Raw genomic sequence first — 23,567 nt, forward strand, 5'->3', positions numbered from 1 at the left:
ATATGAGGTTAGGCAGATTCAGTTGATTTTTTAAACCGTGACTGGTATCGCTTCCATCGACCCGTGACGAACAAAATGGCCCATAAAACAGATAAAAAGGGAGCCGCTAGAACTGGCAGACCGACTGGAACAAGAATCTGAGAAAGTCCAATTTGAAGCGCTGGTGTCAGCATGCTTGCCAATATCGCCAGGAACGCGCTTTTTGCATCTGGCTTTAGGAAAACTTGCCCCACTGCGATGGCGGCCAGCCCAGCATTGAACCCATACAATCCGATTCCAATGGCATGGTGATCGGCGCCGAGTAAGGCCGCAACCAGGCTTCCGCATAAAGCTCCTCCTCCAAGCAGCAGCGTGCTGCGCAACGATATGACCACGACTCCAATCAGGATCAAGATGCCCGTCGCGAAGCTATCAACAAGGAATATTTGGCTTACACCCTTTATTAGCAGAGTCGGCCACATACCTGGCGGCACTCCTTCACTTACAATGCTCTGCGATGAATCGGGGATTGATAGGCCGGGATCTGCTGTTCGCAGATCGTGTCCTGGATCAAGAGTTGGGTCGAATGTAGGTGCAGCCAGTATGAATATCCAACTAGTCAGAACGAATGGAGCCGCAGCTGGAGGAATCCCGAATGGAATCTTCCTTATCATTGCAAACACTACACTGGAGAGCATAGCCGCCAGAATGATGTATAGCCAAAGTTGAGGGGCATGAGCAAGAAACGTCCATAAACCCACTCCTGTAAGTGTTCCGTTGAAGCCGTACAACCCTGCGCTTATGTCGCTTTTTGCGCTTTTAAAGACAGAGGCCGCCGCAGTACTGCTAATGGCTCCCACAATCGCAGCCAGGCCGGTCATCACGTCATACGCACAAAATGCCACCAGAAAAATAAAACCCGAGACTGCATTGCCGCAAAAAATGACCTGCCCGACCCCCATGAGGATTACCCGAAGAGGCTGTGGTAATGCACTCTCAATTTTTATGAACCATGCCATGATCAGCCCTCCTCCCAATTAGGGCAGAAATTCGTATATAAAAGGTAGCAGCCATGGCGGGCAGTACGGCCCACTCTCGAGACAGAGAGAGTAATCATTCCATACCTCGAAGAATATCCTCGGCGGCAAGGCGTGCGATATGTGCTGCCTCGCTGCTTCCGGTGACCATGGCGGTCACGATTGCCCCATCGATGATCAAGCTTAATTTCTCGGTGATCATATCCGGATCCCTTGCCCCGCTTTCCGTAACTATTGCCCGGAGTCGGTCATTTATTTTTCCCGGTGCGCAACAGCCACATCTTTTACCCAGCCACCCTCCTTCTCGTGCTCCGCGACCGCGTTGATAAAGACGCATCCGAAGTAGTCTTCTTTTTCGAACCATTTCTCTATCAGGTCGAACAGGAGCATGATGCGCTCTTTGGCGGAGCATTCTAGATCCGACAAATCCCGGTCGAACCATCGATACCACATGTCCGCCTCCGTATCTAATACTGTCTTCAGTAGATTTTTTTTCGAGCCGTAGTGCTTATAAAGGCTACCGCGAGCGACACCTGCTTCTTTAAGGATCCGGGAAATACCAGTTGCGTTTATCCCCACTCGACAGAACAGGTAGCGCGCGGCCAGCAGCAATTTTTCACTCGGTGATTTGCGGTGTTCGACTATCCTTGTCAATCTCTTTCTCCGTGATTAGTGATGATCAAAGTGAGTTAGGGTAGTCGAGGGCGGTTCTCTGCCAACTGTTTTTTGATTTTTCGTGCGATTTTTCCCGCTTCCAGACGGATTTCGCGTAACTGCCCACTCAGGGGATTGACGTGCCCGATAAAGTACAGGCGAGGTGCATCCGAAAATTCCTGTTCCCCTAGGACCACCGGCCGATCATCCGGGCTGGTAATACCGGGAATCTGGATCAATTTCGTAAGACCAGTCCGAAAACCTGTTCCAGCAACGATCACATCTACGTTTAGGGCTATTTCATTTTGCTGATCGCTAGGTTTCGCTTCGACGGAATTGAGTGCATGTACAGTCTGCCCTTCAATTTTTCTGATCGGGCCAACTACCCGAATACGCCCCGCTCGGATATCGTCCACAAAGGGATAATAGAGAATCGGTACAACCTGGGTTCTGGCGAACTGCTGCGACACCCGAGTGACAGGAAAGGGGAGGCCGTATTGCGTCAAATTACCTATGAACAGTCGCCGTAAAACATACAGAAGGCCATCAACCCATGCGGCTGGCAGATATCGCGTTGCAAGGCCAATCCCTACCAGTGGAATGCCAAAGATGCTTTTGGGAAGGATGTGGGGCGGCGTTCTGACAGAGAGGGTGACCGATTTCGCGTGCTCGGCGAGGCGACTTGCAATTTCGGCGGCTGAATTACCACTACCGACAACCAATACATTCTTTCCCGCATAGGTCTTGGCATGCTTGAATTTTGAGGAATGGATGATTTCACCGGAAAAGGTTTCCGCTCCTACCCATTCCGGGATAACGGGGGTATGTGCTCCTCCTGTCGCAACGACCACTGCTAGTGACTCAAATTTTTTACCATCATGGCTAGTGATAGACCAGGTATCGCGTAGGCGATCATATTCGACTTTCTCAATATTGATCCCGGTTTTAACCGTGAAGCCTCCTCGTTCAGGAAATGTTTCGAGAATACGCACAACCTCGTCACGTGAAGGCCAGCTACCGGCCGAGCGAGGAATCGGACTCCCGGGAAGCCGCGATAAGGCGCGCCCCGAATTCAGACGCAGACCGTCATAATGATTACGCCAGACATCTCCAACCGCAGCGGTTTTCTCCAGCACTAACGGATTGAGTCCAAGTCTTTTTAATTCATATGCTGCCGATAATCCCGCTGGACCAGCCCCAATTACCGCGACATCATGCACTCCGCTCATCTTTGTTCCCCTTCTTGCGAGTGTGAGAACTCACTGTTGCGTTCGTTCTCCTTGCAGATGATCTCAATATCAAGTGGTACCGGGCGGATTATCGTATCTGGAATGGGCGCAGTTTTTAGTAGTTTGGTTAGAATCTCTTTCACATCTTCTGGGGAAGAATCTGTTCGGATATCCACTGTTATCCCGATGTTCTCAAACCCGGGATTGCCGGTTTCAAGACCAAAGGCAGAACGAAAGTTTACCCGGCCTGAAACGCTCAACTGAAGGTGTTTTACGGTGATGCCAGCAGCCGACAATCCACCAATATAGGTGGCAGTAAGGCAATGGCCGATCGCAGAAAGCAGCATGTCCTGTGGCGTCAGGCCGGCTCCACCACCACCGTATTGCTCAGGTTCATCACCGATGATTTTCTGGCCATCCGTAACGCACGAGGTGGTGTGATAACCATTGTTCCAGATGACTGCCGCCTGATATTGAGGCCTGGCAATGAGCCCGTCCCCATCTGTCTGGATAAGGTCTCGCGTTACTTGCAACCTGTCCACATCAATTCCATTTATGCAGTTCTTTGTCATCTTCGACTCCATATAATCACAAGAAGGTACTGACATCTTTTTTCACTTCCGCACATCCAAGAGCGAGATAAAAATAGATCGATCAGTCTATTAATATAATAACTCAAGTTTAGACATTCAGCACCAGATAATTGGTTCTTTGAATAGAATCGAAGTCGCGATACGAGACACAAAAATATCCACAAGATGAGCAAAAATTACTTGATAGAAGGGAAAGCTCGCGCGGTGCCCGATGTCTTATGCTCAAACGGCTCGTCTTTGTCTGTCAGGCAGGATACTCATTTATTACTCACCGCTGTACCCATGCATTCTCGCGCTACTTTCGTCGAATTACCGTGCGGTTGCCTGGCTTCTCCGGAGGGCTGGGTGACACACGCGCTCAGTACCATTACCAGAGGCCGTCACCGGACGACCTATTACAAACTCCTGGAATGTGGCAGCGTCCGGACACTACGGCTGACAAGAGCCTTGTTCGAGGTAGTCAACAGCGCTTTGCTAATGGAGGCCCTCAATCTGGCCATCGACGACACGTTAATTCCACGCCAATCCGAGAAGGTGCCGAGCAGTATCGTTTGGCCGACCATGCCAGAAAGCACAACCGGCTACAGTTTCTGTTGACACAATGCTGGGTTACGTTAGGCGTCAGTGTATTGGGTAGTGCTGGCAGGAAATACGTGTTGCCAATTGTGTCCCGTTAATCACAGTCCCTTACCGGTAGCGGCAATCTGTGGCGGTCTATTTTCCAGGTTAACAAAGAACGCTCTTAATAGCATCTGGCAGCATTTTTGCCGCCTGAGCCAACAGAATGACCGCTTTAGAGGTACCTTAATATGTTTTAAAATCGACTAATACGTGTGGTCATAGATTTTGCCGGCAGCAATTCCTTGTGATAAGGTTGCATCCAAAAAATTTCCGGCGACTTTCTGTACGCATTCAAGCATTGACATAAGACCTTCTCGTTTTGCCCGCTACCTAATGGAAATTCAATATCATGAAACTGGCTTTATTTGATCTGGATAATACGCTTCTCGCAGGAGACAGCGATTTTCAATGGGCGCAATTTCTCATTGAACAAAAAGTGCTTGATCAGGAAGTATATGCAGCAAAAAATATTGAATTTTATGAACAATATAAAAATGGCACGCTTGATATTCACGAATTCCTGGACTTTCAGCTTAAGCCACTTGCACGTCATCCGCGCAAACAATTGAATGAGTGGCGCAGGCAGTTTGTTGCAGAAAAAATTCTGCCATTGATTACACCTGGTGCGCGTGAGTTGGTTAGCCGCCATCAGACTGAACGGAATTTATGCATCATCATTACCGCGACCAACAGTTTTGTGACGGCACCGATTGCGCAGGCGTTAGGTATCGAGCATTTGATTGCGACTGAACCCGAACAGATCGACGGGCAGTTTACCGGCCGGGTAGCTGGAGTACCTTGTTTTCAGAAAGGCAAGATTACACGGCTGGAACAATGGCTGGACAAACAAAATCTTACCTGGCTGTCATTTCTGCAAAGCTGGTTTTATAGTGATTCACTCAATGATCTGCCGTTGCTCGGCAAAGTCACGCATCCGGTTGCAGTCGATCCTGACGACACCTTGCGAGCGCATGCTCAGAGAAACGACTGGCCTATTATCAGCTTGCGTTAGTCAGCACCATTCTTGGGATTCCCCCGTATAAAATATTCGATAGTTGTGGCGCGAAAGCGTACTCCCAGTTCCGTTATAATAACGTTTTGTGAAGGATCGTTACCATGCGACTGCTCCAGAAAGCACTGACATTCGACGATGTCCTGCTGGTTCCCGCTCATTCCGAAGTTTTACCAAAAGATGTCAAGCTTGTCACAAAACTGACACGTGAGCTGACCATTAACATTCCGGTTGTTTCTGCCGCGATGGATACCGTGACGGAAGCGCCACTTGCCATCGCCATCGCCCAGGTAGGGGGAATCGGCATCATCCACAAAAACATGCCGATTGAAGTACAGGCTGCACAGGTCGCGCAGGTTAAACGTTTTGAAAGCGGTGTAGTAAAAGACCCGATTGTCATTTCACCGGATATGATGGTACGCAAGGTGTTGGAGCTGACCCGGCAGCATAATATTTCCGGACTGCCGGTAGTTCAAGGTAAAAAAGTGGTTGGCATTGTCACCAACCGGGATTTTCGTTTTGAAACCAATCTTGATCAACCGATCCGCAATATCATGACACCCAGAAAAAAACTGGTAACGGTACGTGAAGGTGTGTCTCAGGCCGATGCACTGGCGTTGTTGCACAAACACCGGCTGGAAAAACTACTGGTTGTGGATGACAATTTCGAATTGCGTGGATTGATTACCGTTAAGGATATTACCAAAACCACCGAGCATCCTAATGCCAACACTGACAGCCTGGAGCGCCTGTGTGTCGGTGCAGCGATTGGCGTTGGAGAGGGTAGCGATGAACGTGCGGAAGCGCTGATCGAAGCCGGAGTGGATGTGATTATCGTCGACACCGCGCACGGACATTCCCAAGGCGTGCTGGACCGAGTTCAATGGGTTAAGAAACACTTCCCGCAGATTCAGGTAATTGCAGGCAACATTGCTACCGCAGATGCGGCGCGGGCACTGGTGGAACATGGTGCGGATGCAGTCAAGGTCGGAATTGGCCCCGGATCGATCTGCACCACCCGAATCGTTGCCGGAGTTGGGGTTCCACAAATTTCTGCCATTGATAATGTGGCCAAGGCATTGCTGGGGACAGGCGTGCCAATCATAGCCGATGGCGGGATTCGCTATTCCGGGGATATCGCCAAGGCCATTGCGGCAGGCGCCGATACGGTGATGCTGGGCGGGTTACTGGCCGGTACCGAGGAATCTCCTGGTGAGGTTGAACTGCTGAAGGGCAGGGCGTATAAAAGTTATCGTGGAATGGGATCATTGTCGGCCATGCAGCAGGGATCCAGTGATCGCTACTTTCAAGAAGCTGAACGCAACAAAAATGAGAAACTGGTACCGGAAGGCGTGGAAGGACGGGTTCCCTACAAAGGTACACTGGCCAATGTTATTCACCAATTGATGGGGGGAGTACGTTCGAGTATGGGCTATCTCGGTTGCAGCACTATTAAGGATATGCACAACAAGGCTGAATTTATCGAAATTACTTCTGCAGGTATACGTGAATCACATGTTCATGATGTACAGATTACCAAGGAAGCACCCAATTATCATGTTGAGTAGGTAGCCGACCATGCATTCAACTGTACTCATTCTGGATTTTGGTTCCCAATATACGCAGCTTATTGCTCGCCGTATTCGTGCAACTAACGTTTATTGTGAAATTCACCCATTTGATGTCGATCCGCAAATTATTCAGGATATGGCGCCCATTGGCATCATCCTCTCCGGCGGACCTGCTTCCGCCTTTACGGAAAACGCCCCTCGCGCACCACAAATCGTATTTGAGCTGGGTGTACCAGTGCTGGGTATTTGCTATGGTATGCAGGCGATGGCCGATCAATTGAATGGCAAGGTTGCCAATGCGCTTGCACGTGAATTTGGCTACGCCGAATTAATGGTCGAGCCCTGCAGGCTGTTTGAGAACATACAGGATCGCGTGAATGCCGGAGGCCAGAAGATTCTCGATGTCTGGATGAGCCATGGCGACCGGGTCGATGCGCTACCACCAGGATTCAGCATTATCGCTCACAATGCAGCTACCCCGATTGCTGCGATGGCAGACGAGTCGCGCCAGTTTTATGGCTTGCAGTTTCACCCCGAAGTGACGCATACCCTGCAGGGATGCGCCATTCTGGATCGATTCGTACACGACATCTGTCAGGCAGGTAGCGACTGGAATATGCCGAATTATATCGATGAGGCAATTGGGCGTATTCGTGCCCGTGTCGGAAACGAACGGGTTATCCTCGGACTGTCGGGTGGAGTGGATTCCTCGGTTGCGGCAGCACTGATCCACCGTGCTATTGGTGATCAGCTAACTTGTGTGTTTGTTGATAACGGCCTATTGAGACAACATGAAGCCAAGCAGGTAATGGAGACATTCAGCCGTAATCTTGCGGTGAATGTGATCCATATCGATGCACGTCGTCAATTTCTGGAACGTTTACAAGGTACTTCTGATCCGGAACAGAAGCGGCGCATCATTGGCCGGGAGTTTGTGGAAATATTTCAACAGGAAGCTGCCAGGATTGATGACGCCAAATGGTTGGCACAAGGAACCATCTATCCTGACGTCATCGAATCGGCTGGAAGCAAAACGCAAAAAGCCCGCACCATCAAGTCGCATCATAACGTTGGCGGCCTGCCCGATACACTGCACCTGGAGCTGCTGGAACCACTGCGCGAACTGTTCAAGGACGAAGTGCGGGAACTTGGTCTAGCGCTGGGTTTGCCACGAGACCTGGTGTTTCGTCACCCCTTTCCCGGTCCGGGTCTGGGTGTGCGGATACTGGGTGAGGTTAAATACGAATACGCAGAATTACTCCGCCAGGCAGATGCCATTTTCATTGAAGAACTCAAGTATTCCGGCTGGTATGAAAAAACTGCCCAGGCATTTGCTGTTTTTCTGCCAGTTAAATCAGTCGGTGTCATGGGAGATAGCCGCAGTTATGAGTATGTCATCGCGTTACGTGCCGTACAGACCGAAGACTACATGACCGCGCACTGGGCAGAATTACCCTACACTTTGCTTGCTAAAATCTCCAATCGCATCATCAATGAAGTGCGGGGCATCAACCGAGTCGTTTACGATATCTCAGGCAAACCACCGGCAACCATCGAGTGGGAGTGATTCGAGATCTGGCAGTGCCAGGTCGCGCTCTAAACGGCTTCCGAGTACTTTGAACAAAAGCAAGTCTCAATAGCCTGAACAGATCAGGTCAGTGATATTGCATTAATGACTCCATACCTGAAGGACTACGTAACAGAATTCAATTTCCTGTTTCATCAAATCTACAAATGCGCCCGTGCACAAATTGAATGTGATGAGAACCATGGCTGTTACTACAACTTTGAGAGGGATGCGCAACTTCATGGAATTTTTGGAGACTTGTGGTCAAGCACAAGGTTCCGGATGAGGAGGTGACCATCCATCTGGTGATAACGGAAGGCGAATTCAAAGGCGAACAACAGAAAGAAAACTTCGAGAAGATGAAGGAGTCTACAAGCAGCGTGGGCGTGAATTTCACCTGGGAATTCGATGGCACCGGCACGATCCATGCCCGCCAATCCTGCTAATAAAGCTATAAACTTAGACTGCAAAAAGCGCCGTTACATTCTGCTTTTGTTGGGTAGGACCAATATACATAAACCTATTAGGAGATAGTCATGGCTACACATCACGCATCACCAGCTGAAATTGTTGACTTGGAAACCTGGGCGCAAGATATGCCTAATGAACAAACTAAAGTAATTGTAAAAACAGATGAAATGGAACTTGCTCGCCTTGTTATTCTAGCCGGTAAAGAATTTCCAACTCACAAAGTATCAGGACCAATTATTGTTCATTGCATAAATGGGAAAATAGAGTTTACTGCAATGGGCGAAATACAAGTGTTGATGCCTGGCCAATTATTGCATTTAATGCCTGATGAGCCGCATTCAGTTAAGGCAGTTGAAGACTCGGTTGTTTTACTCACGATAATCTTTAAAGCTTAAGTCGTTAATACTATATCTAATGTGACTTTACGCTCAAATTCTTGCACCGTAAGCTAAAGATTAGGCTATGTCTGGAGCATAGGAAAAATAAACCACCTTTTCCATGAGGATTGAATGTACTGAAAGCTGGCACGGTTGTCAAACACCATGATAATCTATCGAAAAATGACTGCGTTTCGGTTTAGTTGACACAAAAACGTCAAGGATTTTGCTGTGTTCTGGCGCTTCAGGCAAAAGACGCCCAGGGGTAAAGGTCAGCCCGGCAATGAAGAAGACTGATAGGAGCGAGTACGGGATCAGGCAGGCTCGAAAATATCAAAGATTTGTGCGGGTGAGCGTGGCGGCGCCCGGGTAGGCAAACCAAGATGATCAAGAATTTTAGTAATTACGCTGGACTCCAGAATAGCGGCAATGATTTTCAGGGTTCCACCACAATGCGGGCAGTGTTCAATGTCGATATCAAACACCCGTTTCAACAGGCGCGCCCAACTGATGCGTACAGAAGTTGGAGAATGTAGCGCATCATCATTGTCGTCCGCTGGTTTGCTTTTATTTTTCTTCTCGCCCGGAATAATCTCAGCGCGCAGCTTTGCATTCGGTGCGAGCACGCCATGGAAACGAATAAGGTTCAGCCTTGGTCTGGGAACCAATGCAGCCAGGCGTTGCATGAATTCCAGCGGCGACATGACAATATGCGTCGTGCCATCCCGATAAGGCGTCTTTAGTGTCAGCACCACCGCGCCGCTGCTGTTGAGTGTCAGTCGCTCATTGGCAATTGCCGGTCGCGTGATATAACGGCACAGGTGCTCCAGTTCCTTGCGCTGATTCATGGCGCAACGCACGCCGGCGTGCAAGCTAAAACCATGCGCATTGACACAGCACTCCTGGTCTGACTGCTCCAGGTTTTGTGTGGCCACAGTTTTCAAAGTCAGTATTTTTGTCCTGCCCGGCGACCGAGCGCAATCCGGTAGGTGCAGGCCGCCGATTGTAGTGGCGCCAATGCCGCGTCCGATTCTATTTCTGCCAGGTAAGTCATCCCCTCCTCCTCAATAAGTGCGCCATGGCGAGTTAATGCTTTCATAATGCGCTTGATGATCTGCCCAAGCAGCGTGTGCAGCTGCTCAGCCGTTGGTGTCTTCACACGATGGAATTCCGGCTCGCCGTTTTGGATGCGATAGACACCATCGAGCACCAGGCAATGTAGATGAATGTTGAGATTAGCGGCGGAACCGAAACGTTGAATCAGCGTAATCGCGCCGGTTTGTGCTTCGGATCGTTTCAATCCGGCCCGCTTGATTAGAAAAGTTGAGATGGCACGGTGAATCACTTGTAATACCGGTGTGAGCAGATGTGGATGGGCGGCTAACAGGTAGCGCAGTGGAATCGGCAGTGAAAGCACCCATTGGCGCACCGGTACCCGGGGAATGATGTGATCAACCAGGTGAGCGGCCGTCTGCGCCATACGCCGTCCACCGCATGAGGGACAGAATCCTCGCCGTTTGCAAGAAAACGCCACCAGTTTCTCATGGGCACAATCGGCACAACGCAGGCGCAAAAATCCATGCGCCAAAATACCACACTCAAGAAACGCATCAAATTCGTCTTTAACAAAGTCCGGTAACCCTGAACCGGTTTCCATTTCAACCTGCGCAAAGAAAGTCTCGATATGTTCTTGTACCAATTGGTACAGAATGGTTTGTTCCGGTCGGTGTCGCTCATAGTGGATCTGATTTCCAGCCACAGCGTGTTGAGCTGATTGGCGCAGGTTATTTTGGTGGGACTGAGCGTGGGGAATGGCCGTTGGCATGATCATTGAGAACGATTGTTTTCATTCTCAATGTATCGGTCAGCTTAATGCGTTTCTTGAACTCCGTGAAAATCTAAACTGTGCCATGCGCACACCAATCCTGGACAAGACCTAAAACACTAACGGTCAGTTAAAACGACACTGATATCAGCCACTTCTCCATCGCAGCGGTATTTCAACGCCACACTCTGACCGGCATGCAGCGTCTTAAGGTTCCTGCTTATTAAAGGGGCAATTACCTCGGGGTGGCCGTACAAATTTTCTGCAGAACGCGCCCGTGGCCCCGACCGGGATAACGGAGATAGCCGTTTTTATCGACGGTTGGAAAATTTACAAGACCTGTTGCGCCACTCCGACAGCGAATCAATAGAACAGTTTTTCCTGCAAGCACGCAATACCCGCCGAAAATGGCTCCAATATTAAGCATGTCCCAAGCGATGTCGTAGAATCAACCGGATAGTTAAAGATTGGATACGCTTGTCAGTGTGCATGATCTCCGGGTGGCGGCATGATTTCGTCTTCCTGATTGAGCATGGATATCTGCAGAGTCAACGCACTTATATTTGACCAGCCAAATCCTTCAAACTGACCGACCCATCTGGCACGCATATAGCCGAAACGATCAATCAAAAATTCCATATGCCCAGGGATGATTCCTTGCCCTAAAAGATCGGGAACCGTTCTTACCCTGCGATATAGCAGGTAAGTGTTTTTGATTTCCTGCCAGCCATCAGTCAGTAATGAAAAAGGAATGGCTGCTGATGCATGGATGAATTGTTGAGCATCGGATTCATTCATTGGAACGACCAGTATTTCGGTATTCAGCGTCATTCCAATTTCCTGATAGGCTGCGACCAGTTGATTGAGACGCTGCTGGGAATGGGGCCATGAAAACAAAACCAGCAGCACATTTTTTTGAAAACGAAAATCTTTGATACTTTTTACTGAGCCAGCATGTGTACTATAGGAAAAAACGGGTGCTGCGACAGCAGGTTTTTCAGGAAGAATCATGCTTCCCAATAATCGTGCGTCGAAACCCCTCGATAATGCGTGAAGATAATTGACAATATCCCAGCGAGCTTCTTCAGAAAGGAGCGCAGCATACCCTGGCATATCAGTTCCAGGAATTCCGTGAGATATCCAGTGAAAAAATTTCCTACCGTATGTTTCGCGGTATGAGGCTCAGTTAACAAGTCGGCTGGCAGACTGGTCAACGTGCCTGCGCGTATACCATTACCTTTGCCCTGAGGTCCATGGCAACTGGCGCAATGCTCAGCAAATAGTTGTGAACCGTTAGAAATCGATATCGTGTCAAGTGGAATCAGTGGTTTTTGATAAGTTGTGGGATAAGCTTCGATGGCAAATGGTGGCAGAGCAATCACCAGTGCAGTCACCACTAATCCGCTCGGGACAAGAATACGAGTCCGGCGGCGCCAGTTTTCTTTGATACTCACGCCAAAAACTATCAGTGCAACAGCGAGTAACGCAGCACCAAACCAGAATTTTTCCTGTACGTCCGGTTCATCCCAATTTGTATCAAACACAAAGCGGAAAGGAAAAGGCCAGTTTGTGATGATGGCGTGTTTGGCAGGAAGTGTATTTGCCAGCATTGTTGCGACCAGCAATAATATTAGCGCGAGAGCAAGTTCGATCGTTACCCATTTTCTTAGATGCAAGGCAGCCTGGATTGTCTGTTTCGTATCTTGGGCTTGTGAAAACAAGGGTAGCCATCGGTGGCGAGCCTGATAAGCAATACTCAAAATAACTGCCAGCAGCACCAGCTTGATACTCAATAACCAACCATAGGAGCTGGAAACCAGGGTATGGTAGTAGCCATCCACCATGCGATCAGCGACCACTAAACCAGTAGCCATCAGCAGCAACATCACCGGCAGTGCAAATGTAGAAAATTTTCTAAGATGGATGGCAACCTCCAAATGTGAAATTTTCTCGAACTGACTGCAGCCATCAACCAAAATAAATATAAAAGCAGGCAGTGCGCCGAACCAAATTCCTGCCAACAGAATATGCAACGCATAGGGCGCGATTGAACCGACAGATATGTCTTCTGCTCCCGAATGACTCAGCAGCGATCCTGCAATCAAGGGAAGTGAAGCGACCAATGCACACAAAACATAATGCCAGCGAGTACGGGGAATTTTCTGGATAGACAAAATGGTGCCCATCAGCAAAAATACCAGCATCAGCACGACTAACCATATATGTCCAACCCATGTCTGCATTACCAGCTTAAGCCATGCGCCCGGACTCCAAACATTGGATACCATGCCGGTTGCCTCGCCCGTTGTGGTGGAGAGAATTCCCAGCATGCTCACTAACATCACCATGACCAGCCATGGGAAGCTTTTTTCCAACTTTACTGTCCAGTAAGCACTGGATAATGGTTTTCGTTGATCGACCATGGCAAGAAATACAAAACTACCCAGTAGAATCAAATTTGCAGTCAGTTGGAACCAATGGAACAGAACAGAAAAGGTCTTAATCAATATGTAAGGAAATGTTTTTTGTGGATAACGGCGTATTGTAACGAAATATGGATTTTCAGAGATACCCTTAATTAAATTCAAATAATAATTTGAAAGTAGCATTGATAAAGATGCATCGCTCGGCCATTATTTATGTAGATTTTAAATTTTTACAGGTCTTAGGAAGCTAATGCGGTATTTCCTTCGTATATTTTCAGTGATTATCTGTTTAGTGTTTCTACTAGCCAGTTGCAGCATGGTTCGCTTGAGTTATTCCCAAGGGCCACATCTGGCAAGATGGTGGCTTGATCGGTATGCCAATTTTAGTCATGAGCAGGAGCCACTTGTTAAAGACGCGATTCATCAATGGTTTGAATGGCATCGGGAAACTCAACTTTCTGAATATGCCGACTGGCTGGCCAGACTCCGTGATCAGCTCAATGATTCGATCACCCCCACGCAGGTTTGTCACTGGTCCGAAGAATTGCGAAGCATCCTATCACCAGCCATTGATTATTCATTGCGGCTCAGTGTGCCCATAGTCGTCAGTTTGAATAAAATACAACTGCACCATATCGAGCGCCGTTTTTCCAAAAACAATGACGAACTTCGCCACAATTACCTGCAATCTGATCTTGATACTCGGCTGGAGGCTTCGATTAAGCGGACTGCCAAGCGTATCGAGAATTTTTATGGCGAGATTGATAAGGAACAACGAGCCTTGATTAAGGCTGGTATCGTTTCCTCACCCTTTGACCCCGAAGTTTGGTTTATGGAACAAAAACGCAATCAGCGTCAAGTGTTAATGACGATCCATGAATTAACCAGCGAGCCAATCAAAGACGAATCGGCTATCACGATGCTACGTACTTTGGCAGCCCGGTTTGCTGATTCCGATGATAGCAACTACCGTATTTATCAAGCTGAGTTGATGGAATACAACTGCGCTTTTGCAGCGCGCATTCACAACAGCACCCACTCCCGTCAACGTCAGTACGCTTTCAAAAAGTTTAGAAACTGGGAAAATGATCTGCGTACACTGATAGCCAGTGGCCACTGATCCGCATGGGTTTAGTACCTTGCTCAAAATGAGGCGAATCAGTTTTAACGCCTGCCGTCGTACCAGATAGATAGGTGTTTTTTGTTTTGCAGCGTACGCCAGGGGCTCAGCAACAAACGAAAGAACTGAGAGAATATTTCTCGGCTACTATACAGCTCAACTTTTCTCGGAGAAGTCTCAATGGGGTGTTTCCGCAAAATGGTGAAAGTCAGCCGGTGTGCCCGTCCCCATTTTTTCAGCTTTTGACTCAGATCCACTTCTTCCGCAGCATAAAGTGTTTGATTAAACCCGCCTACCTCATGGAAAGCTTTGGCATTACAAACAATCAGCGCGCCCGCTGCCCATTTAAACATGATTGATAATATTGTCCAAAAATGCAACAATCCTGCCGCCCACCATGGTAGATTGGGCATATACAGTGTGCTGCCAGCACCCACGTGCTTACCCTCTGCGATCAATCGAAAAATATCATCTACCAGTGCAGCATTAAGTAAACAATCAGCATCAAGAAACAGCAGCCAGTCGCCACTGGCAGCATTTGCCCCTGCTGCCCGAGCGCGCGCGATCTGATTAACAGGCTCAAAAATGACCCTGGCGCCAGCCTCCGAAGCCAGTAACGCCGTCTTGTCAGTCGAATTGTTGTCAACGACAATAATCTCATGTAAAAAGCCATGCGAACCATTAGCGGCAAGGGCTTCATCAACTGATTTGAGACATGCCACGATCAGTCGGTCTTCATTAAAAGCAGGGATAATAATTGAAACAAGCATCTTTCCGTCCGGTTATGAATTATCGAATCAGGATTATCTTATAGACATCGGTACGTGAAGCAAGGCACGGGGATTTTTCAAGGCAACCGGATTACGCACTCCGTGAGGGTTTCTGATTGCACACGGATTTTTGCTTCTGCAAGGATTCAAATGTGATTTCTGGAATGCTTTCTGAACCTTGGTGGTATAGGTTGTCAACGCGGCGAGCGACCGGGAATTCCACATCAGTGGCTCGGCTTTCATCGATGTCATCATGCAGAGTTGCACCATTTCATCAAGTTCAATCTGGTCAAGGCCAGTACGATTACTCGCCATGGCGACGAAATGAGGGTAAGGCTGCATAAAAGTAGGCTGGAACAGATTGCCATCCTGATGGCAACTCTGGCAGGAATGTCCATTGGTGCTGGAACTCTTATCGTTGTAGAGTTTTTCACCGTATTCCAGCAAATCAGTCTGATTGCCTTGATAAGGACGATAGTTAACTGGCCGGGTAATTTTGTCTGGGTTGATTTTTATGGCCGCGCAGGGATTTTTTTTTACAGCCGGATTTCTGATTACATCAGGATTAGTTTGTATTTGTGTACGTGGAACACAGGGACGACATAAGGAAGTACAGCCAATCAGCGAAATGCCCAACGTAGCAGCCAGCAGACTATTTGAAACCAGTGCGGCGTTTGTTTTCTTTAATTTGAAGGTGGTCATTTTCATCCTCTCATTATAAAAAATGCAAGTTCAAACAAAGCGATATAAAATGCAGCACTTTACCGGCTTTCCTGTGTGATGACGTGATAATTTTCAGCATGTCAGTTGGGTGCGCTGTCAACATAACCTTGTTATCAACTTACTGTAGCTCATATGATCTGGAAACCCAATGTTACCGTTGCTGCCATTATTGAACAAAATGGTAAATTTCTATTGGTGGAAGAAACTCCCAATGGAGTGGATCTTCGCCTCAATCAACCCGCAGGGCATTTGGAAGCAGGTGAGACCTTATCCAATGCCTGCAGCCGAGAAGTACTCGAAGAGACAGGCTATACTTTTTTACCGGTTGCGTTGACTGGAATTTATCACTGGCGTGCCAAACAGAACAATACTACTTATCTCCGTTTTACTTATATCGGTAACGTTACTGGGTACGACCCCCAAAGAGAACTGGATAAGGGTATTCTGCGCGCAGTCTGGCTGACAATAGATGAAGTCCGTGAGAAGCAGCCTATGCATCGTAGTCCAATAGTTCTGCAATCCATTGAAGATTACCTGGCAGGCAAACGTTACCCGCTAGATTTGTTAACAAGTGGTGTTCTCTAGGAGATGAAGCCTCTCCCAGAAATTAATGGCAATATTCGCATGACTACGTTGTCCTATCGGGGATGAAACAATATTTACTGACAAATGGTACCAATATGAAAATTCTAAAACTTGCTCTGGCTTTGTTGATAACCGCTCACACTCAATGGGTCATGGCTTTTCTGCCGATCCAACACTGGCAAACACCCAGTGGAGTAAAAATCTATTTTGTCGAGACTCATGATCTGCCGATTCTCGACATTAGTATCAATTTTGCAGCGGGCAGCAGTACCGATACGGCCGAGACTTCCGGTCGCGCGCAAATGGTGCAACGTTTGATGAGCCTGGGTGCAGGAAAGATGTCTGAGGACCAAATAGCAGAAACACTTGCTGACATTGGTGCACAGCTAGGCGGGCAGTTTGACCTGGATCGGGCAGGATTTTCACTACGCACGTTAAGCAGTCGAGCTGAGCGTACCAAGGCACTGGATATTATGGCGCGCATCATTCAGCATCCAGAATTTCCAGAGAGCATCCTTAACAGGGAGCGTGCTCGCACGCTTGCTTCCTTGCAGGAAGCAGACACCAAGCCGGGTGTTATTGCTGAACGCACCTTAATGAAAATGCTCTATGGCGCACATCCGTATGGATTACGCGGATCAGGTGAATCTGCATCTTTAACAGCGCTGCAACGCGGCGATATAGTGGACTTTTATCGCAGTCATTACACCGCCAATCATGCTGTCATCGCTATTATTGGTGATGTCACGCGTGATGAGGCTGATCAGATCGCGCAGTTATTGACCCGCGAACTTCCTGCAGGCCAACCTGTTGCCATATTGCCAGCTGTAAAAAAACCTGTGCCTATGACACAAAAAATCGCACACCCAGCCTCACAAAGTCATATTCAGCTTGCTTATCCAGGACTGAGCCGGCATGACCCGGATTATTTTTCACTGCTGGTCGGCAACCACATACTCGGTGGCGGTGGTTTTGTATCGCGACTGGTAGAAGAAATCCGTCAGAAACGCGGATTGGTCTACAGTGTTTATAGTTCTTTTTCTCCCTACCAGCAGCAGGGTCCTTTCGAGATTGGCTTACAAACCAAGAAAGAACAGGCAGAACAGGCGCTTGAACTGACACAACAGGTGCTTAGAGATTTTGTAGAACAAGGCCCAAGTGATGAAGAATTACAGGCAGCCAAACAAAATATTGTCGGTGGTTTTCCGCTACGTATTGACAGTAACCGCAAGATTCTTGGATTCTTGTCCGTAATTGGTTTTTACCAGTTACCGTTGTCCTATCTGGAAGATTATGTGAAAGCAGTAGAACAGATAACGGTAGAACAGGTTCGAGATGCCTTCCGACGTCGTATCGATCCAGCAGGAATGGTTGCAGTGATGGTTGGCACGGTTGATTGATAGATATGGGTATAGTGGCATGAGCAAAAAAGGGGTGGCACGTATTATTGGAGGGGAGTGGCGGAGCCGTCTCATCGGCATTCCTGAAGGCGAACTCATTCGCCCGACACCCGACCGCGTGCGTGAGACTCTTTTTAATTGGCTGGGGCAGGATTTAACAGGTGCGGCTTGTCTGGATCTTTTTGCGGGCAGTGGTGCTCTGGGTTTTGAAGCGGCTTCAAGAGGTGCAGAAACTGTTGTCATGGTTGAGAAAGATACCACTGCGATGCGTTTTCTGCAGACATCTGTTACCAGCCTGGCTGCCAATAAAGTCAGCCTGGTGCACAAGCATGCGCCAACCTTTCTAAGGTATGATCAGAGCCATTATGACGTAATTTTTGTCGATCCTCCTTTTGATACCGATTTATTGCCCGAAGTATTACCCCAGCTGCCGGAAAGACTCTGTCCGGGTGGCTGTGTTTACGTTGAAAGTCGTAAAAAATTTGTGCCTGATGCCACCTGGACTATTTGGAAACAGAGTCGGGCGGGTAACGTTAATTACTGTCTTCTAAAATTAGCAAATGGATAAGGCTATTTACCCCGGAACTTTCGACCCCATTACCCGTGGACACGAAGATTTAGTACAACGAGCCTCAAAATTATTCGATCGGGTAATTGTGGCAGTAGCAGCGGGTGGCATTAAGACACCCTGCTTTACACTGGATGAGCGCGTGCAGATGGCAACAACTGTACTCGCTCAGTATTCCAATGTTGTTGTAACTGGATTTACAGGACTATTGATGGAATTTGCACAGCAACAACAAGCCCGTATCATTGTGCGTGGATTGCGTGCGGTTTCTGATTTTGAATATGAGTTTCAACTGGCAGGAATGAATCGTGGTTTGTATCCAGAAGTGGAAACTATTTTTTTAACACCATCCGAACAGTACATGTTTGTTTCTGCCACCATCGTGCGCGAAGTGGCAAGACTGGGAGGAGATATGAATAAATTTGTTCATCCAGCGGTTGCCGCACAATTGAAAAAATTAGTTAAACAATAGAAATCGAGAAAGAATGGCCTTAATTATTACTGATGAATGCATTAATTGCGATGTATGTGAACCTGAATGTCCCAATCGGGCCATTTCACAAGGTGAGGAAATTTATGAAATCAACCCTGACCTCTGCACAGAATGTGTGGGCCACTACGACCTCCCGCAATGTGTAGAGGTCTGCCCCGTGAGTTGTATCGTAACGGACCCGGATAGAACCGAGAGTCAAGATCAGTTACTGGACAAATATCATGCGCTTACTGCTGCCGGGACCCCAACTCCTCGGGAATAGCATAACGTCGTGGTCCAAAAATTGCGGTACCAATTCTGACCATGGTTGCCCCTTCAGCAACAGCATTTTCGAGATCCTCAGACATACCCATTGACAACGTATCAAGATTGAAACCCTGTTGATTGAGCTGCTCAAATATCTCGCGCAACTGTTGAAATTGTTCCCGCTGCAGCGCGGTCACGGCGGTCAGTTCAGGTACCGCCATCAATCCTCGTAATTGTAGTTGCGGCAGCTCGCTGATATAAGCTGCCAGTTCGGCTACCTTCTCTGGATCGACGCCACTTTTAGTGATCTCACCGCTGACATTAACTTGCACGCATACCTGCAGTGGGGGCAATGTGTCTGGCCTGGCCGCAGACAGGCGATTAGCAATTTTTTCCCGATCAATGCCATGCACCCAGGCAAAATTTTCCGCAATTGGTTTGGTTTTATTGCTCTGAATCGGACCGATAAAATGCCACTCAATCGGCAAATCAGCCAACGCTTTTATTTTTACCAGTCCTTCCTGTAGATAATTTTCACCAAACACAGTCTGGCCTACCTCCCACGCTGCTCTCAGATTTTCCGGCGGATTGGTTTTGCTGGCAGCCAGCAGCTGGATAGTTTGTGGGTCGCGTCCACACTGCTTGGCAGCATCCGCAATACGGGCTTTAACGGCTTGTAAACGATCGGCAATCGAAGTCATGATTGAGTGGTCAGTCCAATAAAAATACAAATAAAAAATTGATAGCGCGGGAATATCTGGGCGCCGCACTCAGTGAGCGCTAAATTTACACCAAAATATTCCGTATTACCTCAGGTCAGCCAGTTGCAACGAAAATTCACCAGTCAGGAAAAAGGAATCAAACGGATGAACATAGTAGAGTTACTCTCCTTCGTGGTCAAGAATAACGCTTCCGATTTGCATCTATCATCGGGTTTACCACCGATGATTCGTGTTCATGGCGAGATCCGCCGGATCAACCTGCCCGCCATGGAACATAAGGACGTTCATGAAATGATCTACGACATTATGAACGATAAGCAACGCAAGCAATACGAGGAACTTCTTGAGTGCGATTTTTCGTTCGAGATTCCCAATCTGGCGCGTTTCCGGGTTAATGCCTTCAATACTAATCGGGGTGCAGCCACCGTAATGCGGACTATTCCGTCGAAAGTTCTGTCCCTGGAAGAATTAAAGGCCCCCAAAATTTTTGCAGAAATTGCACAGCAACCCCGTGGAGTGGTCCTGGTAACCGGCCCGACCGGTTCAGGTAAATCAACCACTCTTGCGGCCATGGTCAATGATATCAATGAAAACCAGTATGGTCATATTCTCACACTTGAAGACCCGATCGAGTTTGTTCATCAGAGTAAAAAATGCCTGATTAATCAACGTGAAGTTGGACGAGATACCTATAGCTTCAGTAACGCGCTACGCTCGGCTCTGCGGGAAGATCCAGATATCATTCTAGTGGGAGAGATGCGTGACCTGGAAACAATCCGTTTAGCGATGACTGCCGCAGAAACCGGTCATCTGGTTTTTGGCACGTTGCATACCAGTTCAGCCGCCAAAACCATAGACCGTATCATTGACGTGTTTCCTGCCGATGAAAAGGAAATGATGCGTGCCATGCTCTCAGAATCATTGCGTGCAGTTATTTCTCAAGCATTATTAAAGACAAAAGATGGCAGTGGTCGAGTCGCAGCGCACGAAATCATGATCGGCACACCGGCTATCCGCAATTTAATCCGTGAAGGCAAAGTGGCGCAGATGTATTCAACCATTCAGACCGGCCAGGGTACCGGAATGCAGACACTGGATCAGAATCTGACTGATCTTGTCAGGCGCAACGTGATCTCCATGGCAGATGCACGCAGCAAGGCCATGAATAAGGACAACTTTCGGGGTTAACTAACAGGAAATTGACGATGGAAAATGAGCAGGCACTAAAATTCATGCACGATTTGTTGCGGATGATGCTTACCAAAAAAGCATCAGATTTATTTATTACGGCAGATTACCCGCCGGCAATGAAAATCGATGGCCAAATGACGCCTGTCACGCAGCAAGTGCTCTCAAGTGCACACACCGCTGCGCTGGCGCGTGCGATTATGAACAACCGGCAGGCAGCCGAATTTGAAACCACCAAGGAATGCAATTTTGCGATCAACCCGGAAGGAATTGGCCGTTTTCGGGTCAATGCTTTCGTACAGCAGCAACGGGTCGGTATCGTTTTGCGAACCATTACCACGCAAATCCCCAATTTCGACGACCTCGGGCTGCCACCAGCATTGAAAGATGTCGTCATGAGCAAGCGAGGCCTGGTCATTTTTGTTGGCGGCACCGGTTCCGGTAAATCAACCTCCATGGCGGCACTGATTGGTTACCGCAATCAAAACAGCCATGGGCATATCATCACTATTGAAGATCCGGTCGAGTATGTTCATGAACATATTAATTGCGTCATCACCCAACGCGAAGTGGGAGTTGATACCGAATCATGGGAAGCTGCCCTTAAAAATACGCTGCGGCAGGCGCCAGATGTCATTCTGATAGGGGAAATCCGTGATCGGGAAACCATGGAGCACGCTATTTCTTTTGCTGAAACCGGACATCTTTGCATGGGCACCCTGCACGCCAACAGCGCCAACCAGGCGCTTGACCGTATCATCAATTTCTTTCCGGAAGAACGGCGTGCACAACTCTTGATGGATCTGTCACTCAATCTACGCGCCATGGTGGCACAGCGACTCATTCCTAAAAAAACCGGAGGACGGGTTGCCGCAATCGAAATCATGCTCAATTCACCACTGATCTCTGACCTGATTTTTAAAGGCAACGTGCATGAAATCAAGGAAATTATGAAAAAATCTCGCGAGCAGGGCATGCAAACTTTCGATATGGCGTTATTTGAACATTATGAAAATGGCCTGATTTCTTACGAAGATGCGATGCGCAACGCTGATTCGATGAATGAACTCCGTCTGCAAATTAAATTGAATGGATCGGAAGCCAAGCAGCGCAGTACCAGTAACGGTATTGGGCAATTGATGATCACCTGAGAACGCCTCAACCAAATCCAGAAAATTGCTCCAAAATAACGTACTCACGGATGGCCAATAGATAAATTCCTCCTGAAAAAGTGGCATATTGCCGTACCTATCAAACTTGTAGAAATTTAATATTAATAATAATCAATATATTAAATAAGGTGCGACAATTTGTCACATTGTAATTAAATATTTTCTGATTAATAATCAGTCCGTGTTCACGGCTTCTTTACTTTATTCACCACCATTCAGCGTGACACAGGGGAATAACAAATTAATTGAGCAATTGAGCCTGAGAATAGATCGCGGAGAAATCAGGGCTGTTCCCAGCTCGGTTCCGTTTTTTGGCTCGGCGTCCCATTTTATTTCAATAGACAGGAGCACCACCATGAACTTTAACCAAAAAAAAATATTATCAGTGTCACTAATAGCAGCCGCGTTGATGGTTGCATGGGGCAATGCGCAGGCACACACCCGGTTTGAAAAGAATACAGTCCCGGAAGGTACCAGCCACGATAACAACGTCATGATTCCACATGGTTGTGCCGATCAGCCGGTTATAGGAGGTATAACTGTTTTTCCTGATGTGACTACGGCGCTGGTAGATACATCAGAAGATCCTGCTGCTGCGATTGGCGCGGAATCGTTTACCCGCTCTGACCAACCTGCAACAGATTTCGTGCAGAGCGTCAGTATTCGCGGCATCCAGAGTAAAGATACCTTTAGTTTGAGCGAATTGATTTCCGATGCCCTCGGCAATCCAGTCGGTTTCTGGTCAGCAGGCGGATCGATACCCGCAAGCAATTGGGTCAGTAAATTACCGGTACGTATCCAGCCTGTCAGTATCGTGGCTGAATCCTGCGCCATAAAAGTGATTCTTGCCCCTGCCATTGCCAATATCTGTCAAGTCACCAGCCTCAGTGAAATCGACGGCAAGGATTCAGAACGAACCGATATTGATTTCTGGACAGCACCTGACGCAGGCCATCCAAAATTCGATGCGCCAGGCTGGAATTACCCTGCACCACTTACGGTAACGCGTAACCTGGAAACCAACCCATTACCAGCCAACTGCGGTGACGGACTTGCAGTACGGATCTACCCATCGGCAGCTCAATTGGATCGGGATTTCCCGGTTTCCATCGACGGTCAGCAAGTGTGGCCGGCACCCTGAGCAAGTTTTTATTAAAACTGTAACCTGATATCACGCGTGGGTGCGAAGTGCCCACGCTGCGTAGCCCTATAATCTGG

At 48.1% G+C, this 23,567-nt stretch carries 20 protein-coding genes and 4 pseudogenes; 15 read left to right on the forward strand and 9 right to left on the reverse strand.

The features are described 5' to 3' along the window. Positions 1-8: 8 nt before the first annotated feature. The 4 genes and pseudogenes from IPG31_05475 to IPG31_05490 form a co-directional block, all read right to left on the reverse strand. Positions 9-998 (reverse strand): urea transporter, encoded by a 990-nt coding sequence (locus IPG31_05475; protein ID MBK6617834.1) that lies wholly within the window; start codon positions 996-998, stop codon positions 9-11. Between the two features lie 94 nt (positions 999-1,092). After that, positions 1,093-1,661 (reverse strand): annotated as a pseudogene (locus IPG31_05480) (TetR/AcrR family transcriptional regulator). A gap of 44 nt (positions 1,662-1,705) precedes the next feature. Next, entirely contained in the window at positions 1,706-2,899 is a 1,194-nt protein-coding gene (locus tag IPG31_05485) for an NAD(P)/FAD-dependent oxidoreductase (protein MBK6617835.1), read from the reverse strand. Continuing rightward, positions 2,896-3,483, reverse strand: a complete 588-nt coding sequence (locus IPG31_05490; protein ID MBK6617836.1) for an OsmC family protein — start codon at positions 3,481-3,483, stop codon at positions 2,896-2,898. Before IPG31_05490 ends, IPG31_05485 begins: the two co-directional genes overlap by 4 nt. Positions 3,484-3,657: 174 nt before the next feature. On the opposite strand from IPG31_05490, the gene IPG31_05495 reads away from it, so the two are divergent. From IPG31_05495 to IPG31_05520, 6 genes and pseudogenes are all read left to right on the forward strand, one after another. Then, entirely contained in the window at positions 3,658-4,089 is a 432-nt protein-coding gene (locus IPG31_05495; GenBank protein MBK6617837.1) for a transposase, read from the forward strand. 373 nt (positions 4,090-4,462) lie between these two features. Continuing rightward, positions 4,463-5,125 carry an HAD family hydrolase gene (locus tag IPG31_05500; protein MBK6617838.1) on the forward strand — a complete coding sequence of 221 codons (663 nt, stop codon included), beginning with the start codon at positions 4,463-4,465 and terminating at the stop codon, positions 5,123-5,125. Between the two features lie 104 nt (positions 5,126-5,229). Further along, positions 5,230-6,693 carry an IMP dehydrogenase gene (gene guaB, locus IPG31_05505; protein MBK6617839.1) on the forward strand — a complete coding sequence of 488 codons (1,464 nt, stop codon included), beginning with the start codon at positions 5,230-5,232 and terminating at the stop codon, positions 6,691-6,693. 10 nt (positions 6,694-6,703) lie between these two features. Next, on the forward strand, positions 6,704-8,263 hold the full coding sequence (gene guaA / locus IPG31_05510; protein ID MBK6617840.1) for a glutamine-hydrolyzing GMP synthase: 1,560 nt from the start codon (positions 6,704-6,706) through the stop codon (positions 8,261-8,263). 229 nt (positions 8,264-8,492) lie between these two features. Further along, positions 8,493-8,697: pseudogene (locus tag IPG31_05515) on the forward strand (hypothetical protein). Between the two features lie 102 nt (positions 8,698-8,799). Continuing rightward, entirely contained in the window at positions 8,800-9,129 is a 330-nt protein-coding gene (locus tag IPG31_05520) for a cupin domain-containing protein (GenBank protein MBK6617841.1), read from the forward strand. A gap of 296 nt (positions 9,130-9,425) precedes the next feature. On the opposite strand, the pseudogene IPG31_05525 reads toward IPG31_05520, so the two are convergent. Further along, positions 9,426-10,894: pseudogene (locus tag IPG31_05525) on the reverse strand (transposase). Positions 10,895-11,416: 522 nt separating this feature from the next. Further along, positions 11,417-13,443 (reverse strand): annotated as a pseudogene (locus IPG31_05530) (CopD family protein). Positions 13,444-13,687: 244 nt separating this feature from the next. Between IPG31_05530 and IPG31_05535 the strand changes: the two are divergent. Next, the gene (locus tag IPG31_05535) at positions 13,688-14,482 is read left to right on the forward strand and encodes a hypothetical protein (protein ID MBK6617842.1); all 795 of its coding nucleotides are present in this window, start codon (positions 13,688-13,690) and stop codon (positions 14,480-14,482) included. Positions 14,483-14,526: 44 nt separating this feature from the next. Here IPG31_05535 and IPG31_05540 read toward each other — a convergent pair whose 3' ends face one another. Continuing rightward, positions 14,527-15,252: a glycosyltransferase gene (locus IPG31_05540; protein ID MBK6617843.1), complete on the reverse strand. Its 726-nt coding sequence runs from the start codon at positions 15,250-15,252 to the stop codon at positions 14,527-14,529. A gap of 33 nt (positions 15,253-15,285) precedes the next feature. Then, positions 15,286-15,954, reverse strand: a complete 669-nt coding sequence (locus IPG31_05545) for a cytochrome C peroxidase (GenBank protein MBK6617844.1) — start codon at positions 15,952-15,954, stop codon at positions 15,286-15,288. Positions 15,955-16,107: 153 nt separating this feature from the next. Between IPG31_05545 and IPG31_05550 the strand changes: the two genes are divergently transcribed. From IPG31_05550 to IPG31_05570, 5 genes are all read left to right on the forward strand, one after another. After that, on the forward strand, positions 16,108-16,560 hold the full coding sequence (locus IPG31_05550) for an NUDIX hydrolase (GenBank protein MBK6617845.1): 453 nt from the start codon (positions 16,108-16,110) through the stop codon (positions 16,558-16,560). A gap of 95 nt (positions 16,561-16,655) precedes the next feature. After that, positions 16,656-17,960, forward strand: a complete 1,305-nt coding sequence (locus IPG31_05555; GenBank protein MBK6617846.1) for an insulinase family protein — start codon at positions 16,656-16,658, stop codon at positions 17,958-17,960. A 19-nt stretch (positions 17,961-17,979) separates the two neighbouring features. Further along, positions 17,980-18,528, forward strand: coding sequence for a 16S rRNA (guanine(966)-N(2))-methyltransferase RsmD (rsmD, locus tag IPG31_05560; protein MBK6617847.1), 549 nt, complete (start codon positions 17,980-17,982; stop codon positions 18,526-18,528). Continuing rightward, positions 18,521-19,000: a pantetheine-phosphate adenylyltransferase gene (coaD, locus tag IPG31_05565; GenBank protein ID MBK6617848.1), complete on the forward strand. Its 480-nt coding sequence runs from the start codon at positions 18,521-18,523 to the stop codon at positions 18,998-19,000. Before rsmD ends, coaD begins: the two co-directional genes overlap by 8 nt. A 13-nt stretch (positions 19,001-19,013) precedes the next feature. After that, entirely contained in the window at positions 19,014-19,283 is a 270-nt protein-coding gene (locus IPG31_05570) for a YfhL family 4Fe-4S dicluster ferredoxin (GenBank protein ID MBK6617849.1), read from the forward strand. Here IPG31_05570 and IPG31_05575 read toward each other — a convergent pair. Beyond that, positions 19,249-19,968: a YggS family pyridoxal phosphate-dependent enzyme gene (locus IPG31_05575; GenBank protein ID MBK6617850.1), complete on the reverse strand. Its 720-nt coding sequence runs from the start codon at positions 19,966-19,968 to the stop codon at positions 19,249-19,251. The two genes, IPG31_05570 and IPG31_05575, sit on opposite strands and share 35 nt — an antisense overlap. A 165-nt stretch (positions 19,969-20,133) precedes the next feature. Between IPG31_05575 and IPG31_05580 the strand changes: the two genes are divergently transcribed. The 3 genes from IPG31_05580 (at position 20,134) to IPG31_05590 (ending at position 23,490) form a co-directional block, all read left to right on the forward strand. Further along, entirely contained in the window at positions 20,134-21,177 is a 1,044-nt protein-coding gene (locus tag IPG31_05580) for a type IV pilus twitching motility protein PilT (GenBank protein MBK6617851.1), read from the forward strand. A 17-nt stretch (positions 21,178-21,194) separates the two neighbouring features. Next, complete coding sequence (locus IPG31_05585; GenBank protein ID MBK6617852.1) at positions 21,195-22,328, forward strand: PilT/PilU family type 4a pilus ATPase; 1,134 nt, start codon at positions 21,195-21,197, stop codon at positions 22,326-22,328. Positions 22,329-22,704: 376 nt separating this feature from the next. Beyond that, positions 22,705-23,490 carry a hypothetical protein gene (locus IPG31_05590; GenBank protein ID MBK6617853.1) on the forward strand — a complete coding sequence of 262 codons (786 nt, stop codon included), beginning with the start codon at positions 22,705-22,707 and terminating at the stop codon, positions 23,488-23,490. The last annotated feature ends 77 nt before the right edge of the window (positions 23,491-23,567 follow it).

The organism is Nitrosomonas sp., assembly GCA_016703745.1.
GTDB lineage: Bacteria > Pseudomonadota > Gammaproteobacteria > Burkholderiales > Nitrosomonadaceae > Nitrosomonas.

Coding starts and splice junctions, on each gene's coding strand:
- IPG31_05590 (MBK6617853.1), top strand. CDS start 22,705: ATGAACTTTAACCAAAAAAAAATATTATCAGTGTCACTAATAGCAGCC.
- IPG31_05485 (MBK6617835.1), bottom strand. CDS start 2,899: ATGAGCGGAGTGCATGATGTCGCGGTAATTGGGGCTGGTCCAGCGGGA.
- IPG31_05545 (MBK6617844.1), bottom strand. CDS start 15,954: ATGACCACCTTCAAATTAAAGAAAACAAACGCCGCACTGGTTTCAAAT.
- guaB (MBK6617839.1), top strand. CDS start 5,230: ATGCGACTGCTCCAGAAAGCACTGACATTCGACGATGTCCTGCTGGTT.
- IPG31_05540 (MBK6617843.1), bottom strand. CDS start 15,252: ATGCTTGTTTCAATTATTATCCCTGCTTTTAATGAAGACCGACTGATC.
- coaD (MBK6617848.1), top strand. CDS start 18,521: ATGGATAAGGCTATTTACCCCGGAACTTTCGACCCCATTACCCGTGGA.
- IPG31_05575 (MBK6617850.1), bottom strand. CDS start 19,968: ATGACTTCGATTGCCGATCGTTTACAAGCCGTTAAAGCCCGTATTGCG.
- guaA (MBK6617840.1), top strand. CDS start 6,704: ATGCATTCAACTGTACTCATTCTGGATTTTGGTTCCCAATATACGCAG.
- IPG31_05500 (MBK6617838.1), top strand. CDS start 4,463: ATGAAACTGGCTTTATTTGATCTGGATAATACGCTTCTCGCAGGAGAC.
- IPG31_05495 (MBK6617837.1), top strand. CDS start 3,658: ATGAGCAAAAATTACTTGATAGAAGGGAAAGCTCGCGCGGTGCCCGAT.
- IPG31_05580 (MBK6617851.1), top strand. CDS start 20,134: ATGAACATAGTAGAGTTACTCTCCTTCGTGGTCAAGAATAACGCTTCC.
- IPG31_05475 (MBK6617834.1), bottom strand. CDS start 998: ATGGCATGGTTCATAAAAATTGAGAGTGCATTACCACAGCCTCTTCGG.
- IPG31_05520 (MBK6617841.1), top strand. CDS start 8,800: ATGGCTACACATCACGCATCACCAGCTGAAATTGTTGACTTGGAAACC.
- IPG31_05585 (MBK6617852.1), top strand. CDS start 21,195: ATGGAAAATGAGCAGGCACTAAAATTCATGCACGATTTGTTGCGGATG.
- IPG31_05570 (MBK6617849.1), top strand. CDS start 19,014: ATGGCCTTAATTATTACTGATGAATGCATTAATTGCGATGTATGTGAA.
- IPG31_05490 (MBK6617836.1), bottom strand. CDS start 3,483: ATGGAGTCGAAGATGACAAAGAACTGCATAAATGGAATTGATGTGGAC.
- rsmD (MBK6617847.1), top strand. CDS start 17,980: ATGAGCAAAAAAGGGGTGGCACGTATTATTGGAGGGGAGTGGCGGAGC.
- IPG31_05550 (MBK6617845.1), top strand. CDS start 16,108: ATGATCTGGAAACCCAATGTTACCGTTGCTGCCATTATTGAACAAAAT.
- IPG31_05555 (MBK6617846.1), top strand. CDS start 16,656: ATGAAAATTCTAAAACTTGCTCTGGCTTTGTTGATAACCGCTCACACT.